The sequence below is a fragment of the Brenneria sp. hezel4-2-4 genome (genome assembly GCF_013155275.1).
In the GTDB taxonomy this organism is placed as follows: domain Bacteria; phylum Pseudomonadota; class Gammaproteobacteria; order Enterobacterales; family Enterobacteriaceae; genus Brenneria.
Genome location: NZ_JABJXS010000010.1, coordinates 1 through 16045, shown reverse-complemented (window position 1 = coordinate 16045; position 16045 = coordinate 1). Strand labels below are relative to the sequence as shown.

General features: G+C 52.6%; 20 protein-coding genes. 15 read left to right on the top strand and 5 right to left on the bottom strand.

Annotated elements, in window-relative coordinates:
• Positions 1 to 9 precede the first annotated feature (9 nt).
• A complete protein-coding gene (gene crp / locus HOY33_RS16665; protein ID WP_004090925.1) occupies positions 10 to 642 on the bottom strand; it encodes a cAMP-activated global transcriptional regulator CRP in 633 nt (210 codons plus the stop codon).
• A gap of 310 nt (positions 643 to 952) precedes the next feature.
• Between crp and HOY33_RS16660 the strand changes: the two genes are divergently transcribed.
• Positions 953 to 1360, top strand: coding sequence for an OsmC family protein (locus HOY33_RS16660; RefSeq protein ID WP_172291266.1), 408 nt, complete (start codon positions 953 to 955; stop codon positions 1358 to 1360).
• Between the two features lie 51 nt (positions 1361 to 1411).
• On the opposite strand, the gene HOY33_RS16655 is transcribed toward HOY33_RS16660, so the two are convergent.
• Entirely contained in the window at positions 1412 to 2281 is an 870-nt protein-coding gene (locus tag HOY33_RS16655; protein WP_172291265.1) for a phosphoribulokinase, read from the bottom strand.
• Between the two features lie 107 nt (positions 2282 to 2388).
• Positions 2389 to 2625, bottom strand: coding sequence for a YheU family protein (locus HOY33_RS16650; protein ID WP_172291264.1), 237 nt, complete (start codon positions 2623 to 2625; stop codon positions 2389 to 2391).
• 167 nt (positions 2626 to 2792) lie between these two features.
• Here HOY33_RS16650 and HOY33_RS16645 point away from each other — a divergent pair, with 167 nt between their 5' ends.
• Entirely contained in the window at positions 2793 to 3395 is a 603-nt protein-coding gene (locus HOY33_RS16645) for a LysE family translocator (protein ID WP_172291263.1), read from the top strand.
• Positions 3396 to 3448: 53 nt separating this feature from the next.
• Here the strand turns inward: HOY33_RS16645 and HOY33_RS16640 are convergent, their stop codons facing one another.
• Complete coding sequence (locus HOY33_RS16640) at positions 3449 to 5359, bottom strand: ABC transporter ATP-binding protein (RefSeq protein WP_172291262.1); 1911 nt, start codon at positions 5357 to 5359, stop codon at positions 3449 to 3451.
• A gap of 127 nt (positions 5360 to 5486) precedes the next feature.
• On the opposite strand from HOY33_RS16640, the gene kefG reads away from it, so the two are divergent.
• The 4 genes from kefG (at position 5487) to slyD (ending at position 8792) form a co-directional block, all read left to right on the top strand.
• Positions 5487 to 6038: a glutathione-regulated potassium-efflux system ancillary protein KefG gene (gene kefG, locus HOY33_RS16635; protein WP_172291261.1), complete on the top strand. Its 552-nt coding sequence runs from the start codon at positions 5487 to 5489 to the stop codon at positions 6036 to 6038.
• Between the two features lies 1 nt (position 6039).
• Positions 6040 to 7848: a glutathione-regulated potassium-efflux system protein KefB gene (kefB, locus tag HOY33_RS16630; protein WP_172291260.1), complete on the top strand. Its 1809-nt coding sequence runs from the start codon at positions 6040 to 6042 to the stop codon at positions 7846 to 7848.
• A gap of 28 nt (positions 7849 to 7876) precedes the next feature.
• On the top strand, positions 7877 to 8071 hold the full coding sequence (locus tag HOY33_RS16625; RefSeq protein WP_172291342.1) for a YheV family putative zinc ribbon protein: 195 nt from the start codon (positions 7877 to 7879) through the stop codon (positions 8069 to 8071).
• Positions 8072 to 8219: 148 nt separating this feature from the next.
• Positions 8220 to 8792, top strand: a complete 573-nt coding sequence (gene slyD, locus HOY33_RS16620; protein WP_172291259.1) for a peptidylprolyl isomerase — start codon at positions 8220 to 8222, stop codon at positions 8790 to 8792.
• Positions 8793 to 8946: 154 nt separating this feature from the next.
• Here slyD and HOY33_RS16615 read toward each other — a convergent pair whose 3' ends face one another.
• Positions 8947 to 9165 (bottom strand): SlyX family protein, encoded by a 219-nt coding sequence (locus HOY33_RS16615; protein WP_172291258.1) that lies wholly within the window; start codon positions 9163 to 9165, stop codon positions 8947 to 8949.
• A gap of 289 nt (positions 9166 to 9454) precedes the next feature.
• Here HOY33_RS16615 and fkpA point away from each other — a divergent pair, with 289 nt between their 5' ends.
• From fkpA to HOY33_RS16570, 9 genes are all read left to right on the top strand, one after another.
• Positions 9455 to 10273: an FKBP-type peptidyl-prolyl cis-trans isomerase gene (gene fkpA, locus HOY33_RS16610; protein WP_172291257.1), complete on the top strand. Its 819-nt coding sequence runs from the start codon at positions 9455 to 9457 to the stop codon at positions 10271 to 10273.
• A gap of 403 nt (positions 10274 to 10676) precedes the next feature.
• Positions 10677 to 11405, top strand: coding sequence for a transcriptional regulator (locus HOY33_RS16605; RefSeq protein WP_172291256.1), 729 nt, complete (start codon positions 10677 to 10679; stop codon positions 11403 to 11405).
• Positions 11399 to 11788: a sulfurtransferase complex subunit TusD gene (gene tusD / locus HOY33_RS16600; RefSeq protein ID WP_172291255.1), complete on the top strand. Its 390-nt coding sequence runs from the start codon at positions 11399 to 11401 to the stop codon at positions 11786 to 11788. The genes HOY33_RS16605 and tusD overlap by 7 nt, the downstream gene beginning before the upstream one ends.
• Before the next feature lie 20 nt (positions 11789 to 11808).
• The gene (tusC, locus tag HOY33_RS16595) at positions 11809 to 12168 is read left to right on the top strand and encodes a sulfurtransferase complex subunit TusC (RefSeq protein ID WP_172291254.1); all 360 of its coding nucleotides are present in this window, start codon (positions 11809 to 11811) and stop codon (positions 12166 to 12168) included.
• Positions 12169 to 12186: 18 nt separating this feature from the next.
• A complete protein-coding gene (gene tusB / locus HOY33_RS16590) occupies positions 12187 to 12474 on the top strand; it encodes a sulfurtransferase complex subunit TusB (RefSeq protein WP_172291253.1) in 288 nt (95 codons plus the stop codon).
• Between the two features lie 131 nt (positions 12475 to 12605).
• Complete coding sequence (rpsL, locus tag HOY33_RS16585; protein ID WP_021013355.1) at positions 12606 to 12980, top strand: 30S ribosomal protein S12; 375 nt, start codon at positions 12606 to 12608, stop codon at positions 12978 to 12980.
• Between the two features lie 96 nt (positions 12981 to 13076).
• On the top strand, positions 13077 to 13547 hold the full coding sequence (gene rpsG / locus HOY33_RS16580; protein ID WP_009111198.1) for a 30S ribosomal protein S7: 471 nt from the start codon (positions 13077 to 13079) through the stop codon (positions 13545 to 13547).
• A 95-nt stretch (positions 13548 to 13642) separates the two neighbouring features.
• Positions 13643 to 15757, top strand: coding sequence for an elongation factor G (fusA, locus tag HOY33_RS16575; RefSeq protein WP_172291252.1), 2115 nt, complete (start codon positions 13643 to 13645; stop codon positions 15755 to 15757).
• A 68-nt stretch (positions 15758 to 15825) separates the two neighbouring features.
• Positions 15826 to 16045, top strand: a 220-nt coding sequence (locus HOY33_RS16570; RefSeq protein WP_000031664.1) for a GTP-binding protein, incomplete at its 3' end; no start/stop codon positions are given.

Below are 16045 nucleotides of genomic sequence, written 5' to 3'. Positions count from 1 at the left end.
TCGCCGGGTTTAACGCGTACCGTAAACCACGATCGTTTTACCATGTGCGGAAATGAGGTTCTGATCTTCCAACATTTTAAGAATGCGGCCCACGGTTTCGCGTGAACAGCCAACGATTTGCCCAATTTCCTGGCGGGTGATTTTTATTTGCATGCCATCTGGGTGCGTCATGGCATCGGGTTGTTTTGCCAGGTTCAATAATGTTTGGGCAATGCGACCGGTTACATCAAGGAATGCCAGATTACCGACTTTCTCTGAGGTCACTTGCAGCCTGCTTGCCATCTGCGCGGACAGACGCATCAGAATATCGGGATTGACCTGAATCAACTGCCGGAATTTTTTATAGGAAATTTCAGCAACTTCACAAGCCGTTTTCGCCCGTACCCAGGCGCTACGCTCCTGGCCTTCTTCAAACAAGCCAAGCTCGCCAATAAAATCTCCCTGATTGAGATAAGAGAGGATCATTTCTTTGCCTTCTTCATCTTTGATTAGCACTGCGACAGAGCCTTTCACGATGTAGTAAAGCGTTTCTGCTTTTTCACCTTGGTGAATCAGCGTACTCTTCGATGGATACTTGTGGATATGGCAATGAGAAAGGAACCATTCGAGAGTTGGGTCTGTTTGCGGTTTGCCGAGAACCATTCGCTATTATCCTCTGTTGTAATTCACTGCGCAAATCACAGGGCTCAGAGTTCCCTGTACGGCGTGTTTACTGCTAAAAATTCAAATTACGTGTAGGCCGTCAGGGAATATACTGGAGCTTCTGTCTGGCGACGTTATCATCTTCCCGCGATCTGAGTTTGTCCAGAAAAGACAGCTTCTGTTCTCATTTTTAACACAGCTTGGAGGAAGTGTCTTGTGTTGTCTCGCGTCAGCATGATAAAGCTGTGGTTATAGGTTGTTTTTGTATAATAACGATATAAATATTCAAAAATTTTTTAGCGGAGGCGGCATGCAGGCTCGGGTGAAGTGGGTTGAAAACTTAACATTTCTGGGCGAATCAGCTTCCGGACATCAGGTGGTGATGGATGGAAATTCGGGCGATAAAGCGCCAAGTCCCATGGAAATGGTGCTGATGTCGATTGGCAGTTGTAGCGCGATTGATGTGGTGTCGATCTTGCAGAAAGGGCGTAATGACGTCGCGGATTGCGAAGTTAAACTGACCTCGGAGCGGAGAACGGAAGCGCCGCGTTTGTTTACCCATATTAATCTGCATTTTACCGTGACGGGCAAAGGATTGGCCGAGCAGGCGGTCGCGCGCGCGGTGGAACTGTCTGCGGAAAAATATTGCTCGGTGGCGCTGATGCTGAATAAAACGGTCAAGGTCACTTACAGCCATGAAGTCAGAGTATTGCCATAGCCTGGGCGGTATCGCCCGGAGTATGGTGGCCGGGCTGGTTTTAGCCGCCGGCTACTCGATTTTTTTCCCTTCCAGCAATCGCTGCACCAGCGGCGCCATAATCAACTCCATCGCCAGCCCCATTTTCCCGCCGGGCACCACCAGCGTGTTGATATGCGAAATAAACGACCCCTGCAACATGGCCAGCAGATAAGGGTAGTCAATATTATCCAGCCCCTGGAAGTGGATCACCACAAAGCTTTCGTCCAATGAAGGGATGGATCGGGCGGCGAACGGGTTTGAGGTATCCACGGTCGGAACGCGCTGGAAGTTGATATGCGTGCGTGAAAACTGCGGCGTAATATAGGTGATGTAATCCTCCATGGATCGGACGACCGAATCCATCACCGCTTCACGCGAGTGCCCGCGTTCATTGACATCGCGGATCAGTTTTTGAATCCATTCCAGGTTGACGATGGGCACGACGCCGACCAGTAAATCGACGTGTTTCGCCACATTGTGCTGATCGGTGACGACCCCGCCATGCAGCCCTTCATAAAACAAGATATCCGTGGGTTCAGGCATGGGTTCCCACGGCGTGAACGTACCGGGCACCTGATTATAGGGAATCGCTTCATCGTAGGTATGAAGGTATTTACGCGTCAGACCGCGCCCATGCCGGCCATATTCGATAAAGGATTGTTCCAACAGGCTGAAATCGTTGGCTTCCGGGCCAAAATAACTGATATGGCGACCCAGATCCCGCGCTTTACGAATTTCCATATCCATTTCCGGACGGGTATAGCGGTGGAAACTATCGCCTTCAAGCTGGGCCGGCCGCATTTTTAATTGCTGAAAAATCTTATGGAATGCCAGGCTGGTGGTGGTGGTTCCCGCTCCGCTGGAGCCGGTAACCGCAATAATCGGATGCTTATGCGACATAAGACGATTTACTCCGTAATAGTGGCACCGATCGGATGCTTATATTTTTATCATTGTTAGCATGTTTAATAAGACAGATACATCTTCTCTGATGACTTTTCCCGCGTTTAGCGAGGGTGGTACTCGCCGGCATTAAACTGACTGCGCGGCATGATGTTGATCGTTTCATGCAGCTCCGACCATACCAAAACCACGTCGCCTGATTCCAGTTGCCGGCGAACGTCGGCGACCTTTTGCGACAGCGTACGTTCTTGTTCACCGTAATCCGTTCCTTCCCGGAGTACGAAAGATTCGATGAGATTGTCCACTGTTTCAGGATCGAGTTGTTGCCAGGGAATGATCACAATGATTGTCCAGAAAAAGGTTGTCCCGATAGGAATAAAAATCTTGTTGCCGGATCTTGTGCGATCAATATCACACTGTTAGCTTCAATACCGTTGGTTAACCAGCAATTCGATACTCATTATCAACTATATCGTAAAAATGCGTCAGGGTGAGGAGCACCCATTACATGGAATTGAGCCTGTTTCTGTCAATGCTGGGTTTTCTGTGGGTGGCGGCGATTACCCCGGGTCCGAATAATATGTTACTGACCACGTCGGGCGCCAACTTCGGTTTTTATCGCTCTCTGTGGCTGATGCTCGGTATCATGTTGGGCATGCAGAGTATTTTACTGCTGGTGGCGTTTGGGATTGGCGGTCTGATCCTGATCTACCCTTCGCTGCACTTCATTCTCAAAGTCCTCGGCAGTTTGTATCTGCTGTGGCTGGCATGGAAAATTGCCACGGCGGCCTATGAAAAGCTTGAGACAAAAATTGCCCCCTCGCGGCCTATCCGGCTTTATCAGGGCTGGTTGCTACAGTTTCTGAATCCCAAAGCCTGGCTGATGGCGCTGGGCGCGGTGGCCAGCTTCAGTCTGGCGGGCGATAAATACAATCATTCGGTGGTGGCGATAAGCGTCGGCATCGTGCTGGTGAATCTGGTTTCCGGCGTGATATGGCTGGGGTTCGGCACGCTGATCGGCCGACTGCTGCGCAGTAAAAAAGCCTGGATTATCTTCAATGTATCGATGGGCATGCTGACGGCGGCCTGTGTGTTGCTGATTTGGCACTGACGGCCTGTTATGGCGAGCGGATAAGCGTTTTATCCGCTCGCCGCCGGCGTCAATTATGACAGCGACTGATTCATCTGCTCTAACTGCTCTTGCGCATCCAGCCAGGCCATTTCTGATGCTTCCAGTTCCGCTTTTACTTTTATCTGCTGCTGTAAACACTCGGTAAGCTCGGCTTTGCGGCTGAGATCATATAGTGTGCTGTCCGCCAGCCGTGCCTCAATGGCTTCCAGCTCGACGCCCAGCTTTTCCATCTGCTGTTCGTGCCTGGCGATCAGCTTGCGCAAAGGCTGCGTCTGGGTTCTTAGCTCGGCCTCGCGCCGCTTTTGGTCTTTTCTGGCCTGCGCGCTGTTGACGGCGTTTTCCTTCGGCGTCTCATCGCCGTCGCCGTCCTGACGTTGTCTGTCGAGCAGCCACTGTTGGTAATCCTCCAGATCGCCATCAAACGGCTCGACTTTCCGGTCATGCACCAGATAGAGATCGTCGGTGGTGGAACGGATCAGGTGTCTGTCGTGCGATACCACCACCAGCGCGCCTTCAAAATCGATCAGCGCTTCGGTCAGCGCCTGTCGCATATCAAGATCCAGATGGTTGGTGGGTTCATCGAGCAGTAACAGATTCGGACGTTGCCAGACGACCAGCGCCAGCACCAGTCGGGCTTTTTCCCCCCCGGAAAAGCGTTCGGTAATTTCCGTCACCTTGTCGCCGCGGAAGCCGAAGCCGCCGAGGTAATCGCGCAGTTGCTGCTCGGTTTCCCGTTCGGCTAACCGCACCATATGCTGTAGCGGCGATTCGTCGGCGCGCAGAAACTCCAACTGATGCTGGGCGAAATAACCCAGTTTCACGCCTTTGGACAGGCCGATTTCACCCTGCATCGGCGCCAGCGTACCGGCCAATAGCTTGATCAGCGTCGATTTCCCCGCGCCGTTATGGCCCAGCAGGCCAATGCGCGAGCCGGGCACCAGATTCAGCTTGATCGACTCGAGGATCGGCGTATCGCCGTAGCCGGCGCTGACTTTTTCCATTCTGAGCAGGGGATTCGGCAGCGATTCCGGCGCCCGGAAACTGAAACGAAACGGGTTGTCCACATGGGCGGGGGCAATCATCTCCATCCGTTCCAGCATTTTTATTCGGCTTTGCGCCTGCTTGGCTTTGGTCGCCTTGGCCCGGAAGCGGTCGATATAGTGTTGCAGATGGGCGACGCGTTCCTGCTGATGTTCGTATAACGATTGCTGCTGCGCCAGCCGGGTGGCGCGCTGACGTTCGAACGAGGTGTAGTTGCCGGTGTATTCGTTTAGCGTTTGTTGTTCTATGTGTATTATTTTATTAACGATAGGATCGAGGAAGTCGCGGTCGTGCGAAATCAGCACCAGCGTGCCCGGGTAGTTTTTCAGCCACTTTTCCAGCCAGATAACCGCATCCAGATCGAGGTGGTTGGTCGGTTCATCCAGCAGCAGCAGATCGGAGCGACAAATCAGCGCCTGGGCCAGATTAAGACGCATGCGCCAGCCGCCGGAAAAAGCGCTGACCGGGTGCCGCAACTGTTCCTGTGAGAAGCCCAGGCCATTGAGCAGGCTTGAGGCTCTGGCCTGAATCGTCCAGGCCTGAATGGCGTCCAGCTTGCCGTGCAGCGTGGCGATCGCATGGCCGTCGTTCTCTTCGTTCGCCGTGTGCAATGCGGCTTCCAACTGACGGAACTCGCGGTCGCCGTCAATCACATACTCAAGCGCCGGGACATCCAGCGCCGGGGTTTCCTGATTGACCCAGGCGAGCGCCCAGCTTTGAGGGAAGGTCGCACTACCGGCGTCGGCGCTGATTTCACCTTTCAGCAATGCCAACAGCGTCGATTTACCGCAGCCGTTCTTACCCACTAAACCGACTTTCTGGCCGGGATTGATGGTAGCCGTTGCGTTATCCAGCAAAACATGTACACCACGTCGAATTTGCAGCGAGGAGAAAACAATCATAAAGCGCCGTATGTTCAGAGTATGTTAAATTATGGACCTGATATCAGGACCAACAGGTCTTGTTTTTAGTCGTTGCGCTGCATGGTAACGGAAAACGACCACCATGACGACGCTTTGGAGGGGAATGATGTCGCAGCCACCCAGGATTTTGCTGCTGTATGCCCATCCGGAATCACAGGACTCGGTGGCGAACCGGGTTTTACTGCAACCGGCGCACCAGTTAGATCATGTCACCGTGCACGACCTTTACGCGCACTATCCTGATTTCTTTATTGATATTCACCATGAGCAACAGCTGCTGCGCGAGCATCAGGTGATTGTGTTCCAGCATCCGTTATATACCTACAGCTGTCCGGCCTTACTGAAAGAGTGGCTCGACCGGGTGTTATCGCGCGGCTTTGCCAACGGCATCGGGGGAAATGCGCTGGCAGGAAAGCTCTGGCGTTCGGTGATCACCACCGGTGAGCCGGAGGAAGCCTATCGGGCCGGCGGCAACAGCGGTTATTCCATGGATGAACTGCTGCGGCCGTTTGAAATGGCCGCCGCTTTATGTCGCATGCGCTGGATGAAGCCGATGGTTGTTTACTGGGCGCGCCGTCTGCCGCCGGATGCGCTGTCCAGTCATGCGCTGGCCTATGCCCAATGGTTGGCTTCCCCTTTCGATCGCGAGGAACGCTGATATGGAAAGTTCCGCACTGCTTACCGCCGGCGTTCTGTTTTTGTTTGTGGCGGTGGTCGCCGTGCCGATTGCCGCACGATTAGGCATTGGCGCCGTATTGGGCTATTTGATTGCCGGGATCGCCATCGGCCCCTGGGGATTGGGGTTTATTCGGGATGTCGACGCTATTTTGCATTTTTCCGAGCTTGGCGTCGTTTTTCTTATGTTCATCATTGGGCTGGAACTGAATCCGAAAAAATTATGGACGCTGCGCCGCTCCATTTTCGGCGTCGGCGCCGCACAGGTCGGGCTAAGTGCGCTGGTGTTGGGCGGGGCGCTTTATCTGACCGATTTCTCCTGGCAATCCGCATTAATCGGCGGGGTGGGGCTGGCGATGTCATCCACGGCGATGGCATTACAGCTAATGCGCGAAAAGGGGATGAATCGCAGCGAGTCCGGGCAACTGGGTTTTTCCGTACTGCTGTTTCAGGATTTGGCGGTCATTCCCGCTCTGGCATTAATTCCGATTCTGGCCGGCGTTCAGGGCGAGCTGGACGACTGGAATCATGTGGCGCTCAAGGTTGCGGCCTTTGCCGGTATGCTGATCGGCGGCCGCTACCTGGTGCGCCCGCTGTTTCGTTTTATCGCCGCCTCCGGCGTGCGTGAAGTGTTTACCGCGGCGGCGCTGCTGCTGGTGTTGGGATCGGCGCTGTTTATGGAAGCGCTGGGTTTTTCGATGGCGCTGGGCACGTTTATTGCCGGGGTGCTGCTGGCGGAGAGCGAATATCGCCATGAGCTGGAAATCGCCATCGAGCCGTTTAAAGGATTGCTGCTGGGGTTGTTCTTCATTTCCGTCGGCATGGCGCTCAATCTGGGCATTCTCTACACCCATATTGTGGACGTATTGATTGCGGTTGTGGTGCTGGTCGCCGTAAAAGGAACGGTGCTCTATGTTCTGGCGCGGATTAACCGAATGCGCCGCTCGGAACGTTTGCAGTTCGCCGGCGTATTGAGTCAGGGCGGGGAGTTTGCCTTTGTTCTGTTTTCAGCCGCGTCGGCTTATAAGGTTTTACAGGGCGACCAACTGCCGATGCTGTTGGTGACGGTAACGCTGTCGATGATGACGACGCCGCTGTTGATGCAGCTTATCGACCGCATTCTGGCCCGCCGCTACAACATGCAGGAGGCGCCCGACGAGAAGCCCTACGTCGCCGATGACGAGCCGCAGGTGATTGTGGTGGGGTTTGGGCGTTTCGGACAGGTGATTGGCCGCCTGTTGATGGCGAATAAGATGCGCATTACGGTGCTGGAACGTGATATCAGCGCGGTCAGCCTGATGCGCAGCTATGGTTATAAAGTATACTATGGTGATGCGACGGAACTGGAACTATTGCGCTCGGCGGGTGCGGCAAAGGCGCAATCGATCGTCATTACCTGTAATGCGCCGGAAGATACCCTGGCGATTGTGCATCTGTGCCAACAGCATTTTCCTCATCTGGAAATTTTGGCCCGCGCCCGTGGGCGGGTGGAAGCGCATGAGCTTTTGCAGGCCGGGGTCAGGCATTTCTCCCGCGAAACTTTTTCCAGCGCGCTGGAGTTGGGTCGCAAATCGCTGATATCGTTGGGTATGCATCCCCATCAGGCTTTTCGTGCCCAGCAGCATTTCCGCCGTCTGGATATGCGGATGTTGCGGGAGTTGATGCCGCAGTTACAGAGCGATGTGGCGCAGATATCTCGGGTGAAAGAGGCGCGGCGCGAGCTGGAGGATATTTTCCAACGGGAAATGCAGCATGAGCGCCGCCGGCCGGACGACTGGGATGAAATTGGATAATACTGAAGCGAAAGTAGGTCGGAACACTATGCGTAAACGCTTTATTGCCGGGGCCGTCTGCCCTAAATGTCAAACGCAGGATACATTGGCCGTCGGACATGAAAACCAGACGGAAGTGGTTGTCTGTGTGAAGTGCGGTTATCAGCAAAGCCGGACGGATGAGTCCGCCACGACGGCGGGGCGCCCGGCGGACAACATCATCGGCATTTTTCATCCCGAGTAAGCGGGGGATTCCGGGCGACGCCCCGGCGGCATCAAGTACGCCACCCTCCGGGCCGTCGCTGCGTGACGTTTTTTTATCCCGGACGGTACACAGGGATTTTTTTCAGCTACAATTTGCGCCAGTTTGATTTCCAACGGTAGGAGATATCATGAAAGTAGCAAAAGATCTGGTGGTCAGTCTGGCCTATCAGGTACGAACAGAAGACGGTGTGTTGGTTGATGAGTCTCCGGTGAGTGCGCCGTTGGACTATCTGCATGGTCACGGCTCGTTGATTTCCGGTCTGGAAAACGCATTGGAAGGCCGCGCCGTGGGCGATCGTTTTGATGTCAACATCGCTTCCAACGACGCTTATGGCAATTATGACGAAAACCTGGTTCAGCGCGTACCCAAAGATGTCTTTATGGGCGTAGACGAGTTGCAGGTTGGTATGCGTTTTCTGGCTGAAACCGACCAGGGGCCGGTGCCGGTCGAAATTACCGAAGTTGAAGACGATCACGTCGTGGTTGATGGCAACCATATGCTGGCGGGTCAGAACCTGAGCTTTAATGTTGAGGTCATCGCGATCCGTGACGCGACCGAAGAAGAGCTGGCTCACGGCCATGTTCACGGCGAGCACGACCATGAGCATGGCGATGGCTGCTGTGGCGGTCACGGTCATGACCACGAGCATGAGCACGGTAAAGGCGGCTGCGGCGGTAACGGCGGTTGCGGTTGCCATTAATCCGAGCCTGATTGCGGATAAACGCCGATTTTATCGGCGGAAGGCAGGCGTTGCAGATAACCTCAGATCAACGGTCGTTGATCTGAGGTTTTTTTATGGCGGGCATCTGCCGCCGGTTTTTCGGAGCGCCGTTGCCGCGGTGTCGACGCATTAATTAATAATGCGGCGGCGGCGTTTCTTCAGACTGCGGGGCGACTAACGAGGTCTGCTGGGTGCGTAATCTTTCCGTCAACAAGCGCATTTGCTCGCGCAAGCGGCTAATTTCCCGCTCGTGTTGGATAATGGTCTGGTTCAGCTCTTCTATCGTCAGTTCCTGAAAGGCCTGTCGACTTTCCAGTAATTCGAGCCGTTCTTCAAGTAAAGACGGTGACATCGGTTTTCCTTTTACTTCCTGTTCCCCGTGAGTTTGTCAGAAAGCGGAAACTTCTGGTAGTAAAAACGGTCGGAATAGGACGCAATAGGCTATCTATGGATGTTGAGCCGTCCTGTAGGGGTTGATTTTACGGCTCGGCCCAATCGGGCGATTAAAAACCGCTGCGGGCGTTTTTATCAAAAGTTTGTCGTGCGTGTCGTTGTGTTGTCTTCACGCGCGCAGTTATAGTAGTCGCGAATTTATTTTTAATGATGGCTGGGGCGTATTGCTCCAGATGCTGGAGAAATGGATGAAATCACTGTTTAAAGTAACGCTGTTAGCAACGACGATGGCCCTGACTCTGAACGCTGGCCAGGCTCTGGCGGCAGATAAGGCGCAGGCGTCCGATAGTACTACGGCAGCCAAATTCAAGAATGATGAACAGGCCGCGGCGTATGCGTTAGGCGCATCTCTGGGTCGTTACATGGATAACTCGCTTAAAGAGCAGGAAAAGCTCGGTATTAAACTGGATAAAGATCAGCTGATTGCCGGTGTTCAGGACGCGTTTGCCGATAAGAGCAAACTGAGCGACGAAGAGATTGAAAAGACGCTGCAAAGCTTTGAAGGCCGGGTAAAAGCCGCGGCTGAAACCAAGATGAAGCAGGACGCCAAAGACAACGCGGATAAAGGCACCAAATATCGCGATACTTTCGCCAAAGAAAAAGGCGTGAAGAAAACCGAATCCGGCCTGTTGTATCAGGTTGAGAAAAGCGGCAGCGGCAATGCGCCGAAAGACAGCGACACCGTGGTGGTTAACTATAAAGGTACGCTGGTCGACGGCAGCGAGTTTGATAACTCCTACAAACGCGGCGAGCCGTTGTCTTTCCGTCTGGACGGCGTTATCCCCGGCTGGACTGAAGGGTTAAAACAGGTGAAGAAGGGCGGTAAGATTAAACTGGTTATTCCGCCAGCCCTTGCCTACGGTGAAACCGGTGTTCCAGGCATTCCTGCCAACTCCACGCTGGTCTTTGACGTTGAACTGCTGGATATCAAATCTGAAGCCGACGTGAAAGCAGCCGACGATGCAAAAGCGGAAAAACCGGCCGCTGCTGAGAAAAGCGCCCAGTAATTTATCCCTATCAAGCGATGATAAACCGCAGGTTCAGCCCTGCGGTTTTTTTTTTGCCGGCTTCCGACTGAACCTTCCTCTTGACGTGAGCGTCAACGTCAATCTGGCATCAATAGCCATTGCCGGCGGCAGGCAATGTTTTAAGCAAGTGTGATAAAGTCGGCAAAAATCGGCACAAACATTATGCTGTTCCAATAAGGTCTGCCAATCTGGAACTGATTCTCCAAGCAGCTTCTCTCTTGTAACAATGGTTGCCGTGTCACCCGGGGCCGTCGCTGGCGGGATTCCATTCATTCAACCTTATCATGCGGCTTGTTAATTTCAGGGACGAGTGAGTGGACATTTGCTAGACTGTGCCTCTTGTCAATACAACAAATAGATCACATTGAGGGTGGTGTTTGCCATGTCTACTTCGCTTATATCCGGCGAATCTTATGACCTTGATTTGCTGGATGAACGTCCGTTTAGCCAGACGGATTATGAGATCCTGAAATCGTATGAAGCGGTGGTTGATGGTTTGGCCATGTTGATCGGCGAGCACTGCGAGATTGTGCTGCATTCCCTTGAGGATCTTAAATGTTCCGCCGTGCGTATTGCCAATGGGGAACATACCGGCAGGAAAATCGGATCGCCGATTACCGACCTCGCATTGCGTATGCTGCATGACATGGCCGGAGAAGACAGCAGCGTCTCCAAGGCCTATTTCACCCGGGCTAAAAGCGGCGTGCTGATGAAATCGGTGACGATCGCGATTCGTAACCGCGATCAGCGGGTGATTGGATTGTTATGCATCAACATGAACCTGGATGTGCCTTTCTCACAGATCGTTCAGACATTTATTCCACCAGAAACCCATGAAGTGGCGTCATCGGTCAACTTCGCATCGTCGGTTGACGATCTGGTGGCGCAAACGCTGGAATTCTCCATTGAAGAAGTGAATGCGGACCGCAATGTGTCTAACAATGCGAAAAACCGACAGATTGTGTTGAGCCTGTATGAGAAGGGCATCTTTGATATTAAAGATGCGATCAACCAGGTCGCCGAGCGCCTGAATATCTCCAAACACACCGTATATCTCTATATTCGCCAGTTTAAAAGCGGCGATTTTAGCGGGCACGATCGCGGATGCTAAGCTATTGCCTGCTGGTCACCGGCCCTGCTTATGGTACGCAGCAAGCGAGCAGCGCGTTGCAGTTCGCTCAGGCTTTATTGTCCGAGGGGCATCGGTTGGCCTGCGTTTTCTTTTATCGCGAGGGCGTGTTGAATGCCAATCAGCTCACCTCTCCGGCGAATGATGAATTTGATCTGGTGCGTGGCTGGCAACGCTTGGGCCAGGAACATCAGGTGGCGCTCAATGTATGCATCGCCGCGGCCTTGCGGCGTGGCGTTACTGACCGGCAGCAGGCCGAATACCTTAAATTGGGCGCCGCTAATTTACAGGATGGCTTTACCTTAAGCGGTCTTGGCGAACTGGCTCAGTCCGTTCTGGCCTGCGATCGGGTTGTGCAGTTTTAATGCGTCTTTAAGGTAGCGTCATGAAGCGTATTGCGTTTGTTTTTACCCACTCGCCTCACGGTAGCGCGGCCGGCCGTGAAGGATTGGATGCCCTGTTGGCGGTATCGGCGTTGACGGAAGAAATCGGCGTGTTCTTTATCGGTGATGGCGTATTGCAGTTATTACCCGGACAGCAGCCTGAAAAGATCCTGATGCGTAACTATATTGCCACCTTTGGCGTACTGCCGCTGTATGACATCGAGCGCTGCTATGCGTGCGAAACATCTTTACGGCAGCGCGGTATTGCGTTGGATACCAATTGGGTGGTGGATGTTGAGCTTCTGAGCCCGGAAGCCTTAAAAAGCGAGCTGTCGGATTACCCGTCAATCATCTCATTTTAGCGGCGAGTGTTTTTATTTATGTTGCACACCCTTTCTCATTCTCCTTATCACTGCGACATGGACACGCTGTTACGTTGTCTGGGGCCGGAGGACGCACTGGTATTATTGCAGGACGGCGTTATCGCCGCACTGGCGGATACCCCGGTATTAAACCGCCTGCTTAAAACCGCTATCCCTTTGTATGCGCTTAAAAATGATGTGGATGCCCGCGGCTTGGTCGCACAAATTTCAACCAATGTTTCATTAATTGACTATACTGAGTTTGTTAAATTGACGGTTCGGCATCCGCAACAGCTGGCTTGGTAACGCTGAATTTTTGTATATTTCTTGACTCCTTCCACTGCCAGCCCTAAAATTCTGCGTCCTCATACTTTGCCTTGCGCGGGTACGAGACGATTTATTACGTGTTTACGAAGCAAAAACCAGGAGCTTTTTGAATGGCAACAATTAACCAGCTGGTACGCAAACCACGCGCTCTGAAGGTTGCTAAAAGCAACGTTCCGGCGTTGGAAGCCTGCCCGCAGAAACGTGGCGTATGTACCCGTGTATATACCACCACCCCGAAAAAACCGAACTCCGCGCTGCGTAAAGTATGCCGTGTTCGTTTAACTAACGGTTTTGAAGTGACCTCCTACATCGGTGGCGAAGGTCATAACCTACAGGAACACTCCGTGATCCTGATCCGTGGCGGTCGTGTTAAAGACCTGCCAGGTGTGCGTTACCACACCGTTCGCGGCGCGCTGGACTGCTCAGGTGTTAAAGACCGTAAGCAATCCCGTTCCAAGTACGGCGTGAAGAAGCCAAAGGCTTAATGGTTCTCCGTTAAGTAAGGCCAAACGTTTTAACTTAAATGTCAAACTAAACTCGTAGAGTTTTGGACAATCCTGAATTAACAACGGAGTATTTCCATGCCACGTCGTCGCGTCATTGGTCAACGTAAAATCCTGCCGGATCCTAAGTTCGGATCAGAGCTGTTGGCCAAATTTGTAAATATCCTGATGGTAGATGGTAAAAAATCTACTGCTGAAGCAATTGTCTATACCGCGCTGGAGACCCTGGCTCAGCGTTCTGGTAAAGATCATCTGGAAGCTTTTGAAGTAGCTCTGGACAACGTTCGCCCGACTGTCGAAGTTAAGTCTCGCCGCGTTGGTGGTTCTACTTATCAGGTGCCAGTTGAAGTCCGTCCGGTTCGTCGTAATGCTCTGGCAATGCGTTGGATCGTTGAAGCTGCTCGTAAACGCGGTGATAAATCCATGGCTCTGCGCCTGGCGAACGAACTTTCTGATGCAGCAGAAAACAAAGGTACTGCTGTCAAGAAACGTGAAGACGTTCACCGTATGGCTGAAGCCAACAAGGCGTTCGCTCACTACCGTTGGTAATCCCTTCGCTGTAGTTATGCTAACCAGGCGGGCGCTTTCGAAAGCCGACCCGCTTGGGTTAACTAATTGAACGCCCTAGGATATAGAGGAAACAAATGGCTCGTACAACACCCATTGCACGCTACCGCAATATCGGTATCAGTGCACACATCGATGCCGGTAAAACCACCACGACAGAACGTATTCTGTTCTATACCGGTGTGAACCATAAAATCGGTGAAGTTCATGACGGCGCGGCCACCATGGACTGGATGGCGCAGGAGCAGGAGCGTGGGATCACCATCACTTCTGCTGCGACAACTGCTTTCTGGTCAGGTATGGCCAAGCAGTATGAACCCCATCGTATCAACATCATCGACACCCCGGGACACGTTGACTTCACTATCGAAGTGGAACGTTCCATGCGTGTTCTTGACGGTGCAGTAATGGTTTACTGTGCTGTCGGTGGTGTTCAACCGCAGTCTGAAACCGTATGGCGTCAGGCGAACAAATATAAAGTGCCGCGCATTGCGTTCGTTAACAAAATGGACCGCATGGGTGCGAACTTCCTGAAAGTGGTCGGCCAGATCAAAACCCGTTTGGGCGCAAATCCGGTACCGCTTCAGTTAGCTATTGGCGCTGAAGAAAATTTCACCGGTGTTGTTGATCTGGTGAAAATGAAAGCTATCAACTGGAATGAAGCCGATCAAGGCGTTACCTTCACCTATGAAGATATTCCGGCTGATATGCAGGAGTTGGCCGACGAATGGCACCAGAACCTGATCGAGTCCGCCGCTGAAGCATCAGAAGATCTGATGGAGAAATACCTCGGCGGTGAAGAACTGACTGAAGAAGAGATCAAAAAAGCTCTGCGTCAGCGCGTTCTGAACAACGAAATCATCCTGATAACCTGTGGTTCCGCGTTTAAGAACAAAGGTGTGCAGGCGATGCTGGATGCGGTAATCGATTACCTGCCGGCGCCAACTGACGTACCTGCGATCAACGGTATTTTGGATGACGGTAAAGATACACCGGCCGAGCGTCACGCCAACGATGACGAACCGTTCGCTGCACTGGCGTTCAAAATCGCCACCGACCCGTTTGTAGGTAACCTGACTTTCTTCCGCGTCTACTCTGGCGTGGTTAACTCCGGTGATACCATACTGAACTCGGTGAAATCCGCACGCGAGCGTTTTGGTCGTATCGTTCAGATGCATGCCAACAAACGTGAAGAGATTAAAGAAGTTCGCGCGGGCGATATCGCTGCGGCTATCGGTCTGAAAGACGTAACGACGGGTGATACCCTGTGTGATCCAGAATCGCCGATCATTCTGGAACGTATGGAATTCCCGGAGCCGGTTATTTCCATCGCGGTAGAACCGAAAACCAAAGCCGACCAGGAAAAAATGGGTCTGGCTCTGGGCCGTCTGGCGAAAGAAGACCCGTCTTTCCGCGTATGGACTGACGAAGAATCTAACCAAACCATCATCGCTGGTATGGGTGAACTGCATCTCGACATCATCGTTGACCGTATGAAGCGCGAGTTCAACGTTGAAGCCAACGTTGGTAAACCGCAGGTTGCATATCGTGAAGCGATTCGTGCAAAAGTTACCGATATCGAGGGTAAACACGCCAAGCAGTCTGGTGGTCGTGGTCAGTATGGTCATGTTGTTATTGACATGTACCCGTTGGAACCGGGCTCAAATCCGAAAGGCTATGAGTTCATCAACGACATCAAGGGTGGTGTAATTCCTGGCGAATACATCCCTGCCGTTGATAAAGGTATCCAGGAACAGCTGAAAGCGGGTCCGTTGGCTGGTTATCCGGTAGTTGATCTCGGTGTGCGTCTGCACTTCGGTTCTTACCACGACGTTGACTCCTCTGAACTGGCGTTTAAACTGGCAGCTTCTCTTGCCTTTAAAGATGGCTTTAAGAAAGCGCAACCCGTTCTGCTTGAGCCGATCATGAAGGTTGAAGTTGAAACGCCGGAAGAAAACACTGGTGACGTTATCGGTGACCTTAGCCGCCGTCGTGGTCTACTGCGCGGTCAGGAGTCCAACGTTACTGGCGTTGTGATTCACGCTGAGGTTCCACTGTCTGAAATGTTCGGATACGCAACTCAACTGCGTTCTCTGACCAAAGGCCGTGCATCTTACTCCATGGAGTTTTTGAAGTACGATGATGCGCCGAACAACGTTGCTCAGGCCGTTATTGAAGCCCGTGGTAAATAATCTGGGTTTAACACATTAATCCCGTGCTCTCTCCACAGGGAGAGAACATTAGAGTAAGGAATATCGCCGTGTCTAAAGAAAAATTTGAACGTACAAAACCCCACGTTAACGTCGGTACTATCGGCCACGTTGACCATGGTAAAACAACGCTGACCGCAGCAATTACTACCGTTCTGGCTAAAACCTACGGTGGCGCTGCGCGCGCATTTGATCAGATCGATAACGCGCCGGAAGAAAAAGCCCGTGGTATCACCATCAACACCTCTCACGTTGAATACGATACCCCGA